At 74.9% G+C, this 15,791-nt stretch carries 14 protein-coding genes; 9 read left to right on the top strand and 5 right to left on the bottom strand.

The genetic code is table 11. The features are described from left to right. Positions 1–52: 52 nt before the first annotated feature. Both ACI78V_RS09105 and ACI78V_RS09100 read right to left on the bottom strand, forming a co-directional pair. A complete protein-coding gene (locus ACI78V_RS09105) occupies positions 53–2,032 on the bottom strand; it encodes an AAA family ATPase (protein ID WP_456850521.1) in 1,980 nt (659 codons plus the stop codon). Next, positions 2,029–3,000, bottom strand: a complete 972-nt coding sequence (locus tag ACI78V_RS09100) for an aldo/keto reductase (RefSeq protein ID WP_456850520.1) — start codon at positions 2,998–3,000, stop codon at positions 2,029–2,031. Before ACI78V_RS09100 ends, ACI78V_RS09105 begins: the two co-directional genes overlap by 4 nt. A 169-nt stretch (positions 3,001–3,169) precedes the next feature. Here ACI78V_RS09100 and ACI78V_RS09095 point away from each other — a divergent pair, with 169 nt between their 5' ends. The 5 genes from ACI78V_RS09095 to ACI78V_RS09075 all read left to right on the top strand — a co-directional run bounded on the left by ACI78V_RS09095 (position 3,170) and on the right by ACI78V_RS09075 (position 6,604). Then, a complete protein-coding gene (locus tag ACI78V_RS09095; RefSeq protein ID WP_456850519.1) occupies positions 3,170–4,003 on the top strand; it encodes an undecaprenyl-diphosphate phosphatase in 834 nt (277 codons plus the stop codon). A gap of 93 nt (positions 4,004–4,096) precedes the next feature. After that, positions 4,097–4,798, top strand: a complete 702-nt coding sequence (locus ACI78V_RS09090; RefSeq protein WP_456850518.1) for a histidine phosphatase family protein — start codon at positions 4,097–4,099, stop codon at positions 4,796–4,798. 51 nt (positions 4,799–4,849) lie between these two features. Further along, the gene (locus ACI78V_RS09085) at positions 4,850–5,401 is read left to right on the top strand and encodes a DUF3090 family protein (protein ID WP_456850517.1); all 552 of its coding nucleotides are present in this window, start codon (positions 4,850–4,852) and stop codon (positions 5,399–5,401) included. 19 nt (positions 5,402–5,420) lie between these two features. Continuing rightward, on the top strand, positions 5,421–6,176 hold the full coding sequence (locus tag ACI78V_RS09080; protein ID WP_456850516.1) for an SCO1664 family protein: 756 nt from the start codon (positions 5,421–5,423) through the stop codon (positions 6,174–6,176). Between the two features lie 44 nt (positions 6,177–6,220). Next, entirely contained in the window at positions 6,221–6,604 is a 384-nt protein-coding gene (locus ACI78V_RS09075) for a VOC family protein (protein ID WP_456850515.1), read from the top strand. Between the two features lie 66 nt (positions 6,605–6,670). Here ACI78V_RS09075 and ACI78V_RS09070 read toward each other — a convergent pair whose 3' ends face one another. Next, on the bottom strand, positions 6,671–7,387 hold the full coding sequence (locus tag ACI78V_RS09070) for a maleylpyruvate isomerase family mycothiol-dependent enzyme (RefSeq protein ID WP_456850514.1): 717 nt from the start codon (positions 7,385–7,387) through the stop codon (positions 6,671–6,673). Between the two features lie 82 nt (positions 7,388–7,469). Between ACI78V_RS09070 and mshC the strand changes: the two genes are divergently transcribed. Both mshC and ACI78V_RS09060 read left to right on the top strand, forming a co-directional pair. After that, the gene (gene mshC, locus ACI78V_RS09065) at positions 7,470–8,726 is read left to right on the top strand and encodes a cysteine--1-D-myo-inosityl 2-amino-2-deoxy-alpha-D-glucopyranoside ligase (protein ID WP_456850513.1); all 1,257 of its coding nucleotides are present in this window, start codon (positions 7,470–7,472) and stop codon (positions 8,724–8,726) included. Continuing rightward, positions 8,726–9,754, top strand: a complete 1,029-nt coding sequence (locus ACI78V_RS09060; RefSeq protein ID WP_456850512.1) for an HD domain-containing protein — start codon at positions 8,726–8,728, stop codon at positions 9,752–9,754. The genes mshC and ACI78V_RS09060 overlap by 1 nt, the downstream gene beginning before the upstream one ends. A 196-nt stretch (positions 9,755–9,950) precedes the next feature. Here the strand turns inward: ACI78V_RS09060 and ACI78V_RS09055 are convergent, their stop codons facing one another. Next, on the bottom strand, positions 9,951–10,811 hold the full coding sequence (locus ACI78V_RS09055) for a PAC2 family protein (protein WP_456850511.1): 861 nt from the start codon (positions 10,809–10,811) through the stop codon (positions 9,951–9,953). 223 nt (positions 10,812–11,034) lie between these two features. On the opposite strand from ACI78V_RS09055, the gene metH reads away from it, so the two are divergent. Both metH and ACI78V_RS09045 read left to right on the top strand, forming a co-directional pair. Next, positions 11,035–14,835: a methionine synthase gene (gene metH / locus ACI78V_RS09050; protein WP_456850510.1), complete on the top strand. Its 3,801-nt coding sequence runs from the start codon at positions 11,035–11,037 to the stop codon at positions 14,833–14,835. A 74-nt stretch (positions 14,836–14,909) separates the two neighbouring features. Next, a complete protein-coding gene (locus ACI78V_RS09045) occupies positions 14,910–15,650 on the top strand; it encodes an HAD family hydrolase (protein ID WP_456850509.1) in 741 nt (246 codons plus the stop codon). A gap of 9 nt (positions 15,651–15,659) precedes the next feature. Here ACI78V_RS09045 and ACI78V_RS09040 read toward each other — a convergent pair. Further along, positions 15,660–15,791, bottom strand: a 132-nt coding sequence (locus ACI78V_RS09040; protein ID WP_456850665.1) for an integrase core domain-containing protein, incomplete at its 5' end; no start/stop codon positions are given.

Below are 15,791 nucleotides of genomic sequence, written 5' to 3'. Positions count from 1 at the left end.
CCCCTGCAGGATCCCGCCGCGAGCCTGCGAGTGGTGGGGCAGGGGTCCTCTCTCAGCCGGCGTTCTCGGCGAGCAGCTGCGCCAGCCGGGTGCGCCGCGGCCGGGCGTCGACCTGGCTCACCGCCCGCGCCAGCGCCGCGCCGGTCGCGTGCACGATCGACAGGTGCCGCTGGGCGCGGGTGAGCGCGGTGTAGACCAGCGGCCGCGACAGCATCCCGCCGGCCTCGGGCGGCAGGACGACGACGACACCCGGCCACTCCGAACCCTGCGCGCGGTGCACGGTGATCGCCCAGCCGTGCCGCAGGTCGCTCATCGCCGTGCCGCTGACCGTGACCGGCCCGGAGGCGAAGTCGACGTCCAGGGTGCCCTCGCCGGTGCCGGTGACCACCCCGACCTCGCCGTTGGCGAACCCGATCGGTTCGAGGTCCAGGTGGTTGGCGGTGGCCACCACGCGGTCGCCGACATCGAAGCCCCACACCGTGCCGTCGCCCGGGTTCAGCACCGCCTTGAGCGCCTTGTTCAGCTCGAGGGTGCCGGCCGGCCCGCGGTGCACGGGGGTGACGACCTGGACCGTCGCCGGGTCGATCCCCAGCGCGCGCGGGATGGAGTCGGTGACCAGCTGCACCACCCGCCGGGCGGCCTCCGCGGAGCCGGTCGCCGGGACGACGACGACCTCGCGGTCGGGGGAGTCCACCGGCGGCAGCTCCCCGCCGCGCACGGCGTTGGCCAGGCGGGCGATCGCGCCGCCCTCGGCCTGCCGGTAGAGGGTGGTCAGCTCCACGACCGGCACGACGCCGGAGTCGATCAGGTCCCCCAGGACGTGGCCGGGGCCGATCGAGGGCAGCTGCGCGGGGTCGCCGACCAGCAGCAGGTGGGTGCCGTCCTGGCAGGCCTCCAGCAGCGCCGCGGTCAGCTCGACGTCGAGCATCGAGGCCTCGTCGACCACGACGACGTCGGCGTCCAGCGGCCACTCCTCGTTGCGGGCGAAACCGCCGGAGGTGCCCTGGGCGCCCAGCAGCCGGTGCACGGTGACCGCCGGGTGGTCGGTCAGCTCCTCCAGCCGCTTGGCCGCCCGCCCGGTGGGCGCGGCCAGTGCCACCTCGCTGCCCCGGGACCGGAGCAGCGACACCACCGCCGCCACCGTGCGGCTCTTGCCGGTGCCCGGCCCCCCGGTCAGCAGGGACACCCCGGCGCCGAGGACCTGGGCCACGGCCTGCTTCTGCGCCTCGTCCAGCCCCTTGGCCACCGAGCGGACGGCGGCGGGGTCGGCGATCCGCTCGGCGGTGGCGGCCAACCGGGCCACGTTCTCCGCGACGGCCTCCTCCGCCATGCCGTAGCGGGCCAGCGACAGCATGCGCAGCGCCGGGTCGGGCTCGGGCAGCGCTGAGCCGTCCGCCCCGCCCTCCCCGTCCTCGTCGTACTCGGGCTCGGGCGGCTCGTGCTCGAGCACGTCGCCGGACTCCACGGCCGCGACGATCGCCGCCGCCGGGTCGGCGATGCCCTCGGCGCGCAGCGCGGCGACCACCAGGTCCGCGGGCAGCACGGTGTGCCCGTCGCGGGTCGCCGTCCGCAGGGTCATGGCCACCACCGCCCGGCCGCGCCGGGTGTCCTGGCGGTCGGCCCCGGGCAGGACGGCGATCGCCAGCCGGTCGGCGTCGGTGAGGGTCACCCCGGTCAGGCCGAGCAGCGCCCAGGGGTCGTCGCGGAGCCGGCGGGCCGCATCGGTGCCGAGGGCGTCGGCGGCGGTGGCAGCCAGCTTCGCGTCGAGGCCGGCGCCGACCAGCAGGGCCACCACCTCGTAGGTGGGTGCGGCGGCCAGGAAGCTCGAGAACAGCCGCTCGGCGCGCTGCCGGCCGACCCGGGGCAGCCTGAGCAGCCGGTCGGCGGTGACGTCGTCGGGGGAGGTGATGCCCGCGGCGGGCAGCTCCGCCGCGGTCCGCCTGCCCAGCCCCGGCCACAGCCCGGCGGCGCAGAACGCGGCGAAGACCGGGTCGGCCGCGGTGCTCATCGGTGGGCTCGCCAGCTCGCTCACCTCCGCTCCGGGTAGCCGAAGTAGGGCGCCGAGACGTCCTCCAGCGCCGTCCGGATGGCGGCCGGCAGCCGCACCGCGTCCGCGTCGAGGGAGGCCTGGAGCTGCTGGGCGGTGCGCGCGCCGACGACCGGCGCGGTGACGCCGGGACGGTCCCGCACCCAGGCCAGGGCGACGGCCAGCGGGCTGGTGCCCAGCCCCTCGGCGGCGGTGACCACGGCCTCGACGATCCGGTCGGCGGTGGCGCTGCGCAGCCCGTCGATGAACGCCTGCCACTGCGGGGAGGCGCCGCGGGACTCCGCCGGCGTGCTGTGCCGGTACTTGCCGGTGAGCAGCCCCCGGCCCAGCGGCGACCAGGCCAGCACCCCCAGACCCAGCGCCTCGGCGGCCGGCACCACCTCGCGCTCCACCCCGCGCTGCAGCAGCGAGTACTCGACCTGGGTGCTCACCAGCGGCACCCGTCCCGGCCAGGCCCGCTGCCAGGTCACCGCCTGGGCGGTCTGCCAGCCGGTGAAGTTGCTGATGCCGACGTAGCGCACCCGCCCCGAGGCGACGGCGGTGTCGCAGGCGGCCAGCGTCTCCTCGACCGGGGTGGTGTCGTCCCAGGCGTGCAGCTGCCACAGGTCGACGTGGTCCAGGCCCAGCCGGTCCAGGGAGGCGTCGAGGGCGGCCAGCAGGTGCCCCCGGGAGGCGCCGCGGCCCATCGGGCCCGGCGCGGTGCGCCCGACGGCCTTGGTGGCGACCAGCACGTCGGAGCGGGGGACGACGTCGGACAGCAGCCGGCCGAGGGTGCGCTCGCTCTCGCCGTCGCAGTAGACGTCGGCGGTGTCGACCAGGGTGCCGCCGGCGTCGACGAACGCCGTCAGCTGCATGGCGGCCTCGTCCTCGTCGGTGTCCCGGCCCCAGGTCATGGTGCCCAGCGCCAGGCGGGAGACGACCAGGCCGCTGCGCCCCAGCGCGCGTTGTTCCACGGAGGGCCAACCTACCGGCGACCCCGTGCCCGGGCCGGGGACCGGCGGTTCCCGGGGCGGCGCGCCGGGATCGGGCCCGCGCCCGCCTAGGGTGGCCTCCCGTGCTCCGCAGACCCGCCCCGCCCCACCACCGCCGCACGCCCGTGACGCGCCGGGGGACGACCGCACGATGAGCTGGGTCGAAGCCGTCGTCCTCGGGCTGGTCCAGGGCCTCACCGAGTTCCTGCCGATCTCCTCCAGCGCCCACCTGCGGGTGGTGGGGGAGGCCTTCGGCTGGGGCGACCCGGGAGCGGCGTTCACCGCCATCACCCAGATCGGCACCGAGGCCGCGGTGCTGCTCTACTTCCGCCGCGACATCGGCCGCATCACCGCCGCCTGGGTGCGCTCGCTGGGCGACCGGTCGATGCGCCGCGACCCCGATGCCCGCATGGGCTGGCTGATCATCGTGGGCAGCGTGCCGATCGTCGTCCTCGGGCTGCTGTTCCAGGACCGCATCGAGACCACCTTCCGCAGCCTCTGGATCGTCGCCACCGCGCTGATCGCCTTCTCCCTGATCCTGTTCTGGGCCGACCGGGTGGGTGCCAAGAAACGCGAGCTGGACCAGCTCACCGTCGGGCACGGCATCGCCTTCGGCCTCGCGCAGGCGATGGCGCTGGTGCCCGGGGTGTCCCGGTCCGGCGGCACGATCACCATGGGCCTGTTCCTCGGCTACTCCCGGGCGGCGGCCGCGCGCTACTCGTTCCTGCTGGCCGTGCCCGCCGTCCTGGGCTCCGGGTTCTTCCAGGCCTACGAGGCCCTCACCGGCGACGTCGCGGGCGAGACCGTGTCGTGGGGCCCGACGGTCCTCGCCACGGTGCTCGCCTTCGGCGTGGGCTGGACCGTGATCGCCTGGCTGCTCCGGTACCTGGACCGCGGCAGCTTCACCCCGTTCGTCGTCTACCGGCTGCTGCTGGGCGGGCTGGTCCTCGTCCTGCTCGGCACCGGGGTGCTCGCCGCCCAGTGACCGCGGCGGTGCCCGTGGACAGGCCGCGCCCGGCGTGTCCACGGGCACCGACGCCATGATCACCGCCGGCCCGGCCCTCTACCCTCGGGCGTCGTGACCACCGTTCTCCTCCTGCGGCACGGCCGCTCGACGGCCAACACCGGCGGCGTCCTCGCCGGCTGGACCCCGGGCGTGCAGCTCGACGAGACCGGGCAGGCGCAGGCGCGCGCGGTGGGGGAGCGGCTGGCCCCGGTGCCCCTGGCCGCGGTGGTCAGCAGCCCACTGGAGCGGTGCCGGCAGACGGCGGCCGCCGTCCTCGGCGGGCGCGACCTGCAGCTGCAGACCGACGACCGCCTCGGCGAGGCCCGCTACGGCGACTGGACCGGCCGGCCGCTCAAGGACCTCGTCAAGGAACCCCTGTGGAAGGTCGTGCAGCAGCACCCCTCCGCCGCGGTCTTCCCCGGCGACGAGGGGGAGGGCCTCGCGCAGACCCAGGCCCGCGCGGTCGCCGCCGTCCGGGCCTGGAACGCCACGCTGGGGCCCGACGCGGTCTGGCTGGCCTGCAGCCACGGCGACGTCATCAAGGCCGTCCTCGCCGACGCCCTGGGCCTGCACCTGGACCAGTTCCAGCGGATCGTCGTCGACCCCGCGTCCCTCTCGGTCGTCACCTACACCGAGACCCGCCCGTTCGTCGTCCGCGTGAACGACACCGGCGGCGACGTCGCCGCGCTGATCCCGCCGAAGAGGAAGAGCCGGCGCCGGAGGAGGACCGACTCCGACGCCGTCGTCGGCGGCGGGGCCGGCGCGACCGTGTGACCTCGGCGTCTCCGGCTCGCCCGGGACGCCCGCCCGCGTAACCTGGGGCCCGTGCCGCGCCAGGTCCATCTCTTCGACCGCCCGGCCCGCTTCGTCGCGGGGACGGTCGGGCAGCCCGGAGACCGCACCTTCTACCTGCAGGCCTCCGACTCCACCGGCCGCGTGGTCAGCGTGGCGCTGGAGAAGACCCAGGTGCAGGTGCTCGCCGACCGGATGAACGAGCTGCTCGACGAGGTGGCCACCCGGCCGGGCACCGTCGTCCCGCCCGACGCCGAGGTCGACGACCTCGAGCCGCTCACCGCGCCGGTCGACGAGGAGTTCCGCGTGGCCGCGATGGGCCTGGCCTGGGACGGCGACGCGCAGGCCGTCGTCGTGGAGGCCGTGGCCGCCGGCGAGGAGCCGGTCGACGAGGACGCCATCCTCTCCGACAGCGAGGAGGGGCCCGACGCGCTGCGGGTCACCATCACCCCCGCGGCCGCCCGGGCGTTCGTCGTCCGGGCCCGCCGCGTGATCGCCGCCGGCCGGCCGTCCTGCCCGCTGTGCTCCCTGCCGCTGGACCCCAGCGGGCACGTGTGCCCGCGGCAGAACGGCTACCGCCGCTGAGCACCGGCCGCCCGCCCCGATGACCGAGCGCCCCGCCGACCCGGCGTCGGACCTGCGCGCGCCGGCCGGGGACGACGAGGCCCGCGCACTGCTCCTCGAGGGCGAGATCGACCTCGAGGGGCGGATGCTCGACGCCAGCAACGTCACCCTGGTCGGCACGATCCGCACCGGGGAACTCGAGGCCGAGTGCGTCTACAAGCCCGTGGCCGGCGAGCGCCCGCTCTGGGACTTCCCCGACGGCACCCTCGCCGGCCGGGAGGTCGCCGCCGCCCTGGTCTCCGAGGCGACCGGCTGGCGCGTCGTCCCGCCCACGGTCCTGCGCGACGGACCCTTCGGCCCCGGCATGGTCCAGCTGTGGATCGACGGCGACGAGGACGTCGACCTCGCCGCGTTCGTCCGCTCCGACCACCCCGGGCTGCGGCGCATGGCGGTGTTCGACGCCGTGGTCAACAACGCCGACCGCAAGGGCGGGCACATCATCCCGACGCCCGACGGCCACGTGTACGGCGTCGACCACGGCATCTGCTTCTCCGTCGAGCCCAAGCTGCGCACCCTGCTGTGGCGCTGGGCCGGGCAGCCGCTGCCCGCCGAGGCCGTCGCGGTGCTGGAGAAGCTGACCGGCGACCTGCTCGGCGACCTCGGGGAGCAGTTGCACGAGCACCTCACCCGCCGCGAGGTGCGCCGCACCCAGCAGCGGGTCGCCGAGCTGCTGCGCACCGGCCGGCACCCGCAGCCCAGCGGGGACTGGCCCGCGCTGCCCTGGCCGCCGTTCTGACCGTCGGCCTGGGGCCGGGAGCCCGGGAGGGCCACAGTGGGCACATGCCGCACCGATCCCGTCTGGCCGTCCTGCTCCTCGACCTGCCGCCCAAGCTGCACGACGAGGGCCGGGCGTTCTGGGCCGCCGCCACCGGCCACCCCGTCGAGCCCGACGCCGTCGACGACGACTGGTCGGCCCTGGGCTCCTTCGCCGACGGCTTCCACCTGGAGGTGCAGCGCACCGGGGTCGGGACGCTGCCGCGCTGGCACGTCGACATCGAGACCGACGACGTCCCCGCCGAGGTCGCCCGGCTGGAGGCCCTCGGCGCCCGGCGGATCGAGGACATGGGCGGCTTCTGGCAGATGAAGGACCCCTCCGGGCTGGTGTTCTGCGTGGTCGGCGTCCAGACCGAGGAGTTCGACCGGCACGCCACCACCTGGCCGTGAGCCCCCGGACCCGCACGGCGGCGGCCCCCGCGGCCGGGACGACCGTCGCCGGGCGGGAGCCGGCGGCTACTCCAGCCGGACCAGCCCGATCATCGCCGCGGCCTGCAGCCCGTCGCCGTCCACGGTGAGCACCTCCAGCGGCACGCGCCGCCACACGGCCAGCAGCAGGTCACCGGCGGTGCCGGTCAGCGCCGCGATCGGGAACGGCCGCGAGCCGGGGAACAGGGTGCGCTCGGCGTCGGCGTCCACCGCGTGGAACACCACCGGGTGCGCGCCTTCCGGCGGCCCGTCCGGAAAGACGCCGGGCACCATCACCTCCAGCCACTCGTCGAGCCCGTCGAGCCCCACCGCGGTGGGGACGGGCCGCACGTCGCCGAGCACCTGCTCGACGTCGACGGTGTGCACCACCGCCTCCATCGTCTGCCGGCGCAGCACGAAGGCGACGTCCTGCCGCGGCGCCCACGTCCACACCCGCTCCGCCGGGTCCGCGCCGGCCAGCACGGTCTCCAGCTCCGCGGACTGCGCGAGCCCGTAGCCGAGCAACTCGTCGTCCGGGTGCCGCACCGGCGCCACGTAGGTGCCCGGGTCGGGAGCGCGGGTGCGCACCACCCACGCCCAGAAGTGCTGCACCTCGGCCAGGTGCCACACGAGGTCGGCCAGCGTCCACCCGGGGCAGCCGGGCACCCGGGCCCGCCAGCCGTGCGCCAGCACCGCCTCGGCGGCGGCGTCGGCGAAGCGGGCGTTGGTCTTCTGCAGGACCGGCAGGTACTCGTCGGGCTCCACGGTGGCTCCTCCGGCGCGGGACGTCGTCGCCCCAGGATGAGGTCCGCGGGGCCCGCCCGGTAGCCGCATCTAGGCTCGGGGCGTGCTCGCCTGGCCTGCTCCGCTCCTGCCGACCCTCCCGGGCACCGGTCCCGTGCTCAAGCTCCACGACACCGCGCGCGGCGAGGTGGTCGCCACCAACCCCGAGGGCACCGCCCGCATGTACGTCTGCGGCATCACGCCCTACGACGCCACCCACCTCGGCCACGCCGCCACCTACCTGGCCTTCGACCTGGTCAACCGGGTGTGGCGGGACGCCGGCCACGCGGTCCACTACGTGCAGAACGTCACCGACATCGACGACCCCCTGCTCGAGCGCGCCGAGCGCGACGGCGAGGACTGGATCGTCCTCGCGATGCGCGAGACGGCGCTGTTCCGGGAGGACATGACCGCGCTGCGGGTGCTGCCGCCCGAGGACTACGTCGGCGCGGTGGAGTCCATCCCGCGGATCGTCGCCCACATCGAGGACCTGCTCGACGAGGGCCTGGCCTACGTCCTCGACGACGGCACCGGCGACGTCTACCACGACGTCTCCCAGGCCCCCGGCTTCGGCGGGGAGTCCGGCTACGACGAGGCGACGATGCTGCGCCTGTCCGCCGAGCGCGGGGGGGACCCCGACCGCGCCGGCAAGCGCAACCGGCTCGACCCGATGCTGTGGCGGGGCCGCCGCCCCGGCGAGCCGTCCTGGGCGGGCCCGCGCGGCCTCGCCGGCCGGCCCGGCTGGCACATCGAGTGCGCCACCATCGCGCTGGAGACCATCGGCATGGGGTTCGACGTCCAGGGCGGTGGCAGCGACCTGGTCTTCCCCCACCACGAGTTCTCCGCCGTCCACGCCGAGGCGCTCACCGCCACCAAGCCGTTCGCCCGGGCCTACGTGCACGCGGCGATGATCGGCCTGGACGGCGAGAAGATGAGCAAGAGCCGCGGCAACCTGGTGTTCGTCTCGCGCCTGCGCGGTGACGGCGTCGACCCGATGGCGATCCGGCTGGCGCTGCTGTCCGGGCACTACCGCACCGACCGGTTCTGGACCCCGGACCTCCTGGACACCGCCCGCACCCGGCTGGCGACCTGGCGTCGCGCCGTCGCGCTGCCGGCCGGCGCCCCCGCCGCACCGGTGCTGCAGGGGCTGCGGGAGCGGCTGTCCGACGACCTCGACAGCCCCGGGGCGATCGCGCTGGTCGACGCCTGGGCCGCGGCGACGCTGGCCGCCGGGCCGGGCGACGAGCTCGAGGACGGCGCCCCGGGCGTGGTCTGCGACGCCGTCGACGCGCTGCTCGGTGTGGCCCTGGCCGACGCCTGATGGGCGGCTTCCGGCTGGTGGACCGGGCCGCCCGGGAGCGCGAGGAGGAGGCCCTCGCACCGGCGGCCACCCGCTCGACCGCCACCCGCGGGCGGGCGGTCACCGAGCCGGAGGACGCCCTGCGCACCGCCTTCGAGCGCGATCGCGACCGGATCCTGCACGCCAAGGCCTTCCGCCGGCTCAAGCACAAGACGCAGGTCTTCCTCAATCCCGACGGTGACCACTTCGTCACCCGGCTGACCCACACGCTGCAGGTCACCCAGGTGGCGCGGTCCCTGGCCCGGGCGCTGGGGCTCAACGAGACCCTCGCCGAGGCGGTCGCCCTGGGCCACGACCTCGGCCACTCACCGTTCGGTCACATCGGTGAGGACGCGTTGGAGCCGTACGTACCCGGTGGCTGGCACCACGCCGCCCAGGGCGTGCGGATCGTCGAGGTGCTGGAGCGGCTGAACCTCACCTGGGAGGTCCGCGACGGCATCCGCGCGCACAGCTGGAAGATCGACCCGCCGCCGGCCACCCGGGAGGCCGAGTGCGTGCGGTACGCCGACCGGATCGGCTACCTCTCCCACGACGCGCTGGACGCCGTCCGCGCCGGCGTGCTGCGGGTGGCCGACCTCCCCACCCGGGCCCGCGCGGTCTTCGGCGACCCGGGCAGCGAGATGGTGGGCGCGATGGTCGACGCGGTCGTCGAGGGGTCGCTGGCCGACGGGGGAGCGGTGGTCATGGCCGCCGAGCCGCTCGCGGCGATGCACGAGCTGCGGGCGTTCATGTTCCAGCGGGTGTACGCCTCGGAGACCGCGGCCGGGCAGAAGCAGCTGGCCATCGACGTCACCCGGCGGCTGGTCGACCACCACCTGGCCCGTCCCGACCTCATCCCGGCGTCCTACCGGGACACCGCGGCCGACCCCGTCACCCAGGTCGTCGACTACGTGTCGGGGATGACCGACCGGTTCGCCCTCACGATGCACGACCGGCTCTTCGACGCCGACGCGACGTCGGCGATGCGGCCCCTGCTCCGCCTGCAGTAGCCGCCCCCCGGCGACCGCCCGGCGGGGGTACGCCGCCCGACGTACGACCGTTATCCCCAACACGGCGCGCCGTCAGGCGCCACCGCCGGGCACGTCGGACGGGAGGGGCAGCGACCGGGGGAGGCCCGCGCCGGCGCCGGCGGGAGGACCCCGTCGCGACCACCGGCCCGGGCTCGTGGCGGCGACGGGGCCGACGTCAGCTCGTGCCGCCCCGGCGGCGCAGGTACCGCTCGAACTCCCGCGCGATGGTGTCGCCGTTGGCGTTGGACAGGTCGAACTCCGTGGCGCGCTCCTCCAGCGAGCGCACGTACTCGACGACCTCGGCGTCCTCGTTGGCCATCTCGTCGACCGTCTTCACCCAGTCCTCGGCCTGCTCCGGCAGGGCGCCGAGCGGCACGGGGATCTCCAGCACCTCCTCCACGCGCTGCAGCAGCGCGACGGTGGCCCGGGGCGACGGCGGCTGGGAGACGTAGTGGGGGACGGCGGCCCAGAAGCTGATCGCCGGCAGTCCCGCCTGGACACAGGCGTCCTGGAAGACGCCGAGGATGCCGGTGGGCCCCTCGTAGCGGGAGGTGTCGAGGCCGTAGCGCTCCGCCGACTCCGCGTCGTAGGCCGAGCCGGTCACCGGGGTGGGCCGGGTGTGCGGCGTGTCGGCGAGCAGCGCGCCGAGGCCGACGACGGAGCGGACGTCGAGCTCGCGGCACAGCTCGATCAGCTCCTCGCAGAAGCCCCGCCAGCGCATGTTCGGCTCGATGCCGCGGATCAGGACGACGTCGCGCTGTGCACCCGGCGGGCGCGCCACGGAGATCCGGGTGGTCGGCCACTCGATGCGGCGGCTGACCCCGCCGACGAGCGACACGGTGGGCCGGTTGACCTGGAAGTCGTAGTAGTCCTCGGGGTCGAGAGCGGCGAGCGGCCTGGCGTCCCAGATGAGCTCGAGGTGCTCCAGCGCCCCGGTGGCGGCGTCCCCGGCGTCGTTCCAGCCCTCGAAGGCGACGACCACCATCGGGTCGGTCAACCGGGGCAGGTCCTCAGGGGTGGACTTCGGGTCGATCACCCCTGGAAGCCTACGTCGGTCCGGGCGTCGGCCTCGGTCCACGCGCGGCTCGAGGTGGTGCGATCAGCCGACCGGGCGAGGGCGACGACCGTGCGGGCGCCCGGGATGGGACGATGGGGCCCGCAGTTCGCGGACGACGAGGCACCGCCGCCCGTCGGAGTTGCCAGAGCCCTGGCGCCGGACGCTCTCGTGACCGTGCCCGAACCCCTCCCGAGGACAGCCCGTGCCCGAGTTCCCCGCGCTCCGTCCCGATGCCACCGCCGAGCTCACCACCCTGCTCCAGCGGCGGATCCTCGTGCTCGACGGCGCCATGGGCACCGCGATCCAGCGCCACCGTCCCGACGAGGCGGGGTACCGCGGGGAGCGGTTCGCCGACTGGCCGGTCGACGTGCAGGGCAACAACGACCTGCTGAGCATCACCGCCCCCGAGATCGTCGCCGGCATCCACCGCGAGTACCTCGAGGCCGGCGCGGACGTCATCGAGACCAACACGTTCAACGCCACGGCGATCTCGCTGGCCGACTACCGCATGGAGGGGCTCGCCTACGAGCTCAACCTCGCCGCCGCCCGCCTCGCCCGCCGCGAGTGCGACGTCATGACCGGGCGGACGCCGGACAAGCCCCGCTACGTCGCCGGCGCCATCGGCCCGACCAGCCGCACCGCCTCCATCTCGCCCGACGTCAACGACCCCGGCGCCCGCAACGTCAGCTTCGACGAGCTGGCCGCGGCCTACCTGACCCAGGCCAACGGGCTGGTCGACGGCGGCGTCGACGTCCTGCTCATCGAGACCGTCTTCGACACCCTGAACGCCAAGGCGGCCGTCTTCGCCCTGGAGACGCTCTTCGAGGAGCGCGGGCGGCGGTGGCCGGTGATGGTCTCGGGCACCATCACCGACGCCTCCGGCCGCACCCTGTCCGGCCAGGTCACCGAGGCGTTCTGGAACTCCGTCCGGCACGTGCGCCCGCTGCTGGTCGGGCTGAACTGCGCGCTGGGCGCCGCCGACCTGCGGCCCTACGTCGCCGAGCTGGCCCGGATCGCCGACACCTTCGTCTCCTGCCACCCCAACGCCGGCCTGCCCAACGCCTTCGGCGAGTACGACGAGTCGCCGGAGGAGACCGCCGCCGTGCTGGGCGAGTTCGCCGGCAGCGGCTTCGTCAACCTGGTGGGCGGCTGCTGCGGCACGACCCCGGCGCACGTCGCCGCCGTCGCCGCGGCCGTCGCCGGCGTGGCGCCGCGGACGCCCCCCGCCACCCGCCCGGCGCTGCGGCTGTCCGGGCTGGAGCCGCTCACCGTCGACGAGGACTCCCTGTTCGTCAACGTGGGGGAGCGGACCAACATCACCGGCTCCGCCCGGTTCCGCAACCTCATCCGGGCCGGCGACTTCGCGGCCGCGCTGGCCGTGGCCCGGCAGCAGGTGGAGGCCGGCGCGCAGGTCATCGACGTCAACATGGACGAGGGGATGATCGACGGCGTCGCGGCCATGGACCGCTTCCTCAAGCTGGTGGCCGCCGAGCCCGACATCTGCCGTGTCCCGGTGATGGTCGACTCCTCCAAGTGGGAGGTCATCGAGGCCGGCCTCAAGTGCGTCCAGGGCAAGTCGATCGTCAACTCGATCTCGCTGAAGTCCGGCGAGGAGGAGTTCGTGCGCCAGGCGCGGCTGTGCCGCAAGCACGGGGCGGCCGTCGTGGTCATGGCCTTCGACGAGCAGGGCCAGGCCGACGACCTGCAGCGGCGCACCGAGATCTGCCGGCGGGCGTACGACATCCTCGTCGAGCAGGTCGGGTTCCCCGCCGAGGACGTCATCTTCGACCCCAACGTCTTCGCCGTCGCCACGGGCATCGAGGAGCACGCGAACTACGGGCTGGACTTCATCGAGGCCACGCGCTGGATCAAGGCCCACCTGCCCGGGGCGCTGGTCTCCGGGGGCGTCTCCAACGTCTCCTTCTCCTTCCGCGGCAACAACCGCGTGCGGGAGGCCATCCACGCGGTGTTCCTGTTCCACGCCATCGCCGCCGGCATGGACATGGGCATCGTCAACGCCGGTGCCCTCGAGGTCTACGACGAGGTCCCCGCCGAGCTGCGCGAGCGGATCGAGGACGTCGTCCTCAACCGCCGCCCCGACGCCACCGAGCGGCTGCTGCAGATCGCCGGTGACCACGCCGCCGACGGCGCGGCGAAGGAGGCCGCCACCGAGGAGTGGCGGGCGCTGCCGGTCGGCGAGCGAATCACCCACGCCCTGGTGAAGGGCATCGACGAGTTCGTGGAGGCCGACACCGAGGAGCTGCGGGCCGAGATCAGCGCCCGCGGCGGCCGGCCGATCGAGGTCATCGAGGGCCCGCTCATGGCCGGGATGAACGTCGTCGGCGACCTGTTCGGCGCGGGCAAAATGTTCCTGCCGCAGGTGGTCAAGTCGGCGCGGGTGATGAAGAAGGCCGTCGCCTACCTCATCCCCTTCATCGAGGCCGAGAAGCGCCCCGGCGACGCAGAGCGCAGCAACGGCAAGGTCGTGATGGCCACCGTCAAGGGCGACGTGCACGACATCGGCAAGAACATCGTCGGGGTCGTCCTGCAGTGCAACAACTACGACGTCGTCGACCTCGGGGTCATGGTGCCCGCGCAGACGGTGCTCGACACCGCCAAGCAGGAGGGCGCCGACGTCATCGGCCTGTCGGGCCTGATCACCCCCTCGCTGGACGAGATGGTCACCCTCGCCTCCGAGATGGAACGGCAGGGCTTCGAGATCCCGCTGCTGGTCGGCGGCGCCACCACCTCGCGGGCGCACACCGCGGTGAAGGTCGCCCCCGCCTACCACGGCCCGGTCATCTGGGTGAAGGACGCCTCCCGGTCGGTGCCGGTGGTCGCCGCCCTGCTGTCGGACGAGCAGCGCCCGGCGCTGCTGGCCGGCGTGGAGGACGAGTACGCCGCGCTGCGGGAGCGGCACGCGGCCCGGCAGGACACCCGCACCATGCTCCCGCTGGCGGCCGCGCGCGCCGCCGCGCCGGCGCTGGACTGGAGCAGCTACACCCCGCCCCGGCCGCGCATGCTGCTGCAGCAGGCCCGCGACGTCTGCAGCGCCCCGGACCGCGAGCACCGGCACGGCGCGGCGAGCCGGTTCGTCCGGTCGTTCCCCGACCAGTCGCTCGACGAGCTGCGGCGCTACATCGACTGGCAGCCGTTCTTCTCCGCCTGGGAGATGCGCGGCCGGTTCCCGGACGTCCTGCACAACCCGGCGACCGGCGAGGCCGCCCGCCGGCTGTTCGAGGACGCCCAGGCGATGCTCGACCGGATCGTGCGGGAACGGTGGCTGCGGGCGGCCGGCGTCGTCGGCCTGTTCCCCGCCAACCGGGTGGACGGCGAGGACATCGCGGTCTACACCGACGAGTCCCGCACCGCCGTCCGGGCCACCCTCCACCAGCTGCGCCAGCAGACCGAGGGCCGCGACGGCGCGCCCCGCAAGTCGCTGGCGGACTTCGTCGCGCCCCGGGAGACCGGGCTGGCCGACTACGTGGGTGCCTTCGCCGTCACCGCCGGTCTGGGCGTGGCCGAGCGGGTCGCGGCGTTCAAGGCGGCCAACGACGACTACAGCGCGATCCTGCTCGAGTCGCTGGCCGACCGCCTGGCGGAGGCCTTCGCCGAGCGGCTGCACGAGCGGGTGCGCACCCAGCTGTGGGGCTACGCCCCCGACGAGCACCTCGACAACGGCGAGCTCATCGCCGAGCGCTACCGCGGGATCCGTCCCGCACCGGGGTATCCCGCCTGCCCCGAGCACACCGAGAAGCGCACCATCTGGGAGCTGCTCGACGTCGAGGCGGCCACCGGCATCCGGCTCACCGACAGCATGGCCATGTGGCCGGGGGCCGCGGTCAGCGGGCTGTACTTCTCCCACCCGCAGTCGCGCTACTTCGTGCTGGGCCGCCTGGGCCGCGACCAGGTCGAGGACTACGCGCGCCGCAAGGGCTGGACCCTGGCCGAGGCCGAGCGGTGGCTCTCGCCCAACCTCGGGTACCGCACCGACGACGAGTGAGCGCCCCGGGGCGTTGCCGATCTCACGGCCGGCGGGCGGCCGGTCGCCGCGACCCGGCGCCTACCGTGGACGTGATGGAGATCCTGCGGAGCGACGCCGGCACCGACACGACGGCGGGGACCGCCCTGCAGGCGGTGCTGTTCGACATGGACGGCACGCTGGTGGAGACCGAGCAGTACTGGGGCGAGGCGATGTTCGCCCTGGCCCGCCGGCTCGGCGGCCGGATGTCCGACCGGGCCCGGCAGCGGACCGTGGGCACCAGCATGCGGGTGGCGATGGACATCCTGTACGCCGACCTCGGCGTGGTCCGTAGCGAGGAGCAGTTCCTCGCCGACTGCCGGTGGATCGAGGACCGCGTGGCCGAGCTGCTCGGCGGGGACATCCACTGGCGGCCCGGCGCCCGCGAGCTGATCGCGGAGATCCGGCACGCCGCCGTCCTCACCGCGCTGGTGACCACCACCCCGCGGCGACTCGCCGACGTCGTCCTCGCCGCGATCGGCCAGGCGTTCCCCGACGTGCCCCCGTTCGACGTCACCGTGTGCGGCGACGAGGTCCCCGCCCGCAAGCCCGACCCCGCGCCCTACCGGCAGGCCATGGCCGCGCTCGGCGTCGACCCCGACGGCTGCGTGGTGCTCGAGGACTCCGTGGCCGGCGTGACCGCGGGGCTCGCCGCGGGCGCCGCGGTGCTCGGCGTGCCCTCGTTGCAGCCACTGGAGCCGGCGGCCGGGCTGGTGCTGCGCGACACCCTGGCCGGCGTCGGCCTGGCCGAGCTGCACGGGGTGCTGGTCGCCCGCGACGCCGGCGTGCGGGTCTAGCGGCGCCGGCTAGCTGTTCTGCTCCGACAGGTTGGGCACGCGGCTGGCCGGCGGAAGACCGCCGAGTGCGGTGTGGGTGCGGTGATGGTTGTAGAGGTGCAGCCACCGGCGCAACGCCTTGGTGCGGGCGGCGTCTGAGGT

It is taken from the genome of Geodermatophilus sp. SYSU D00742, assembly GCF_054049935.1.
This window is presented reverse-complemented; position numbering and strand designations above follow the sequence as displayed.

Bases quoted from the DNA above. Each gene is read 5' to 3' on its own strand.
- ACI78V_RS09095 (WP_456850519.1), top strand. From the start codon at position 3,170: ATGAGCTGGGTCGAAGCCGTCGTCCTCGGGCTGGTCCAGGGCCTCACC.
- ACI78V_RS09080 (WP_456850516.1), top strand. From the start codon at position 5,421: ATGACCGAGCGCCCCGCCGACCCGGCGTCGGACCTGCGCGCGCCGGCC.
- ACI78V_RS09075 (WP_456850515.1), top strand. From the start codon at position 6,221: ATGCCGCACCGATCCCGTCTGGCCGTCCTGCTCCTCGACCTGCCGCCC.
- ACI78V_RS09060 (WP_456850512.1), top strand. From the start codon at position 8,726: ATGGGCGGCTTCCGGCTGGTGGACCGGGCCGCCCGGGAGCGCGAGGAG.
- ACI78V_RS09045 (WP_456850509.1), top strand. From the start codon at position 14,910: ATGGAGATCCTGCGGAGCGACGCCGGCACCGACACGACGGCGGGGACC.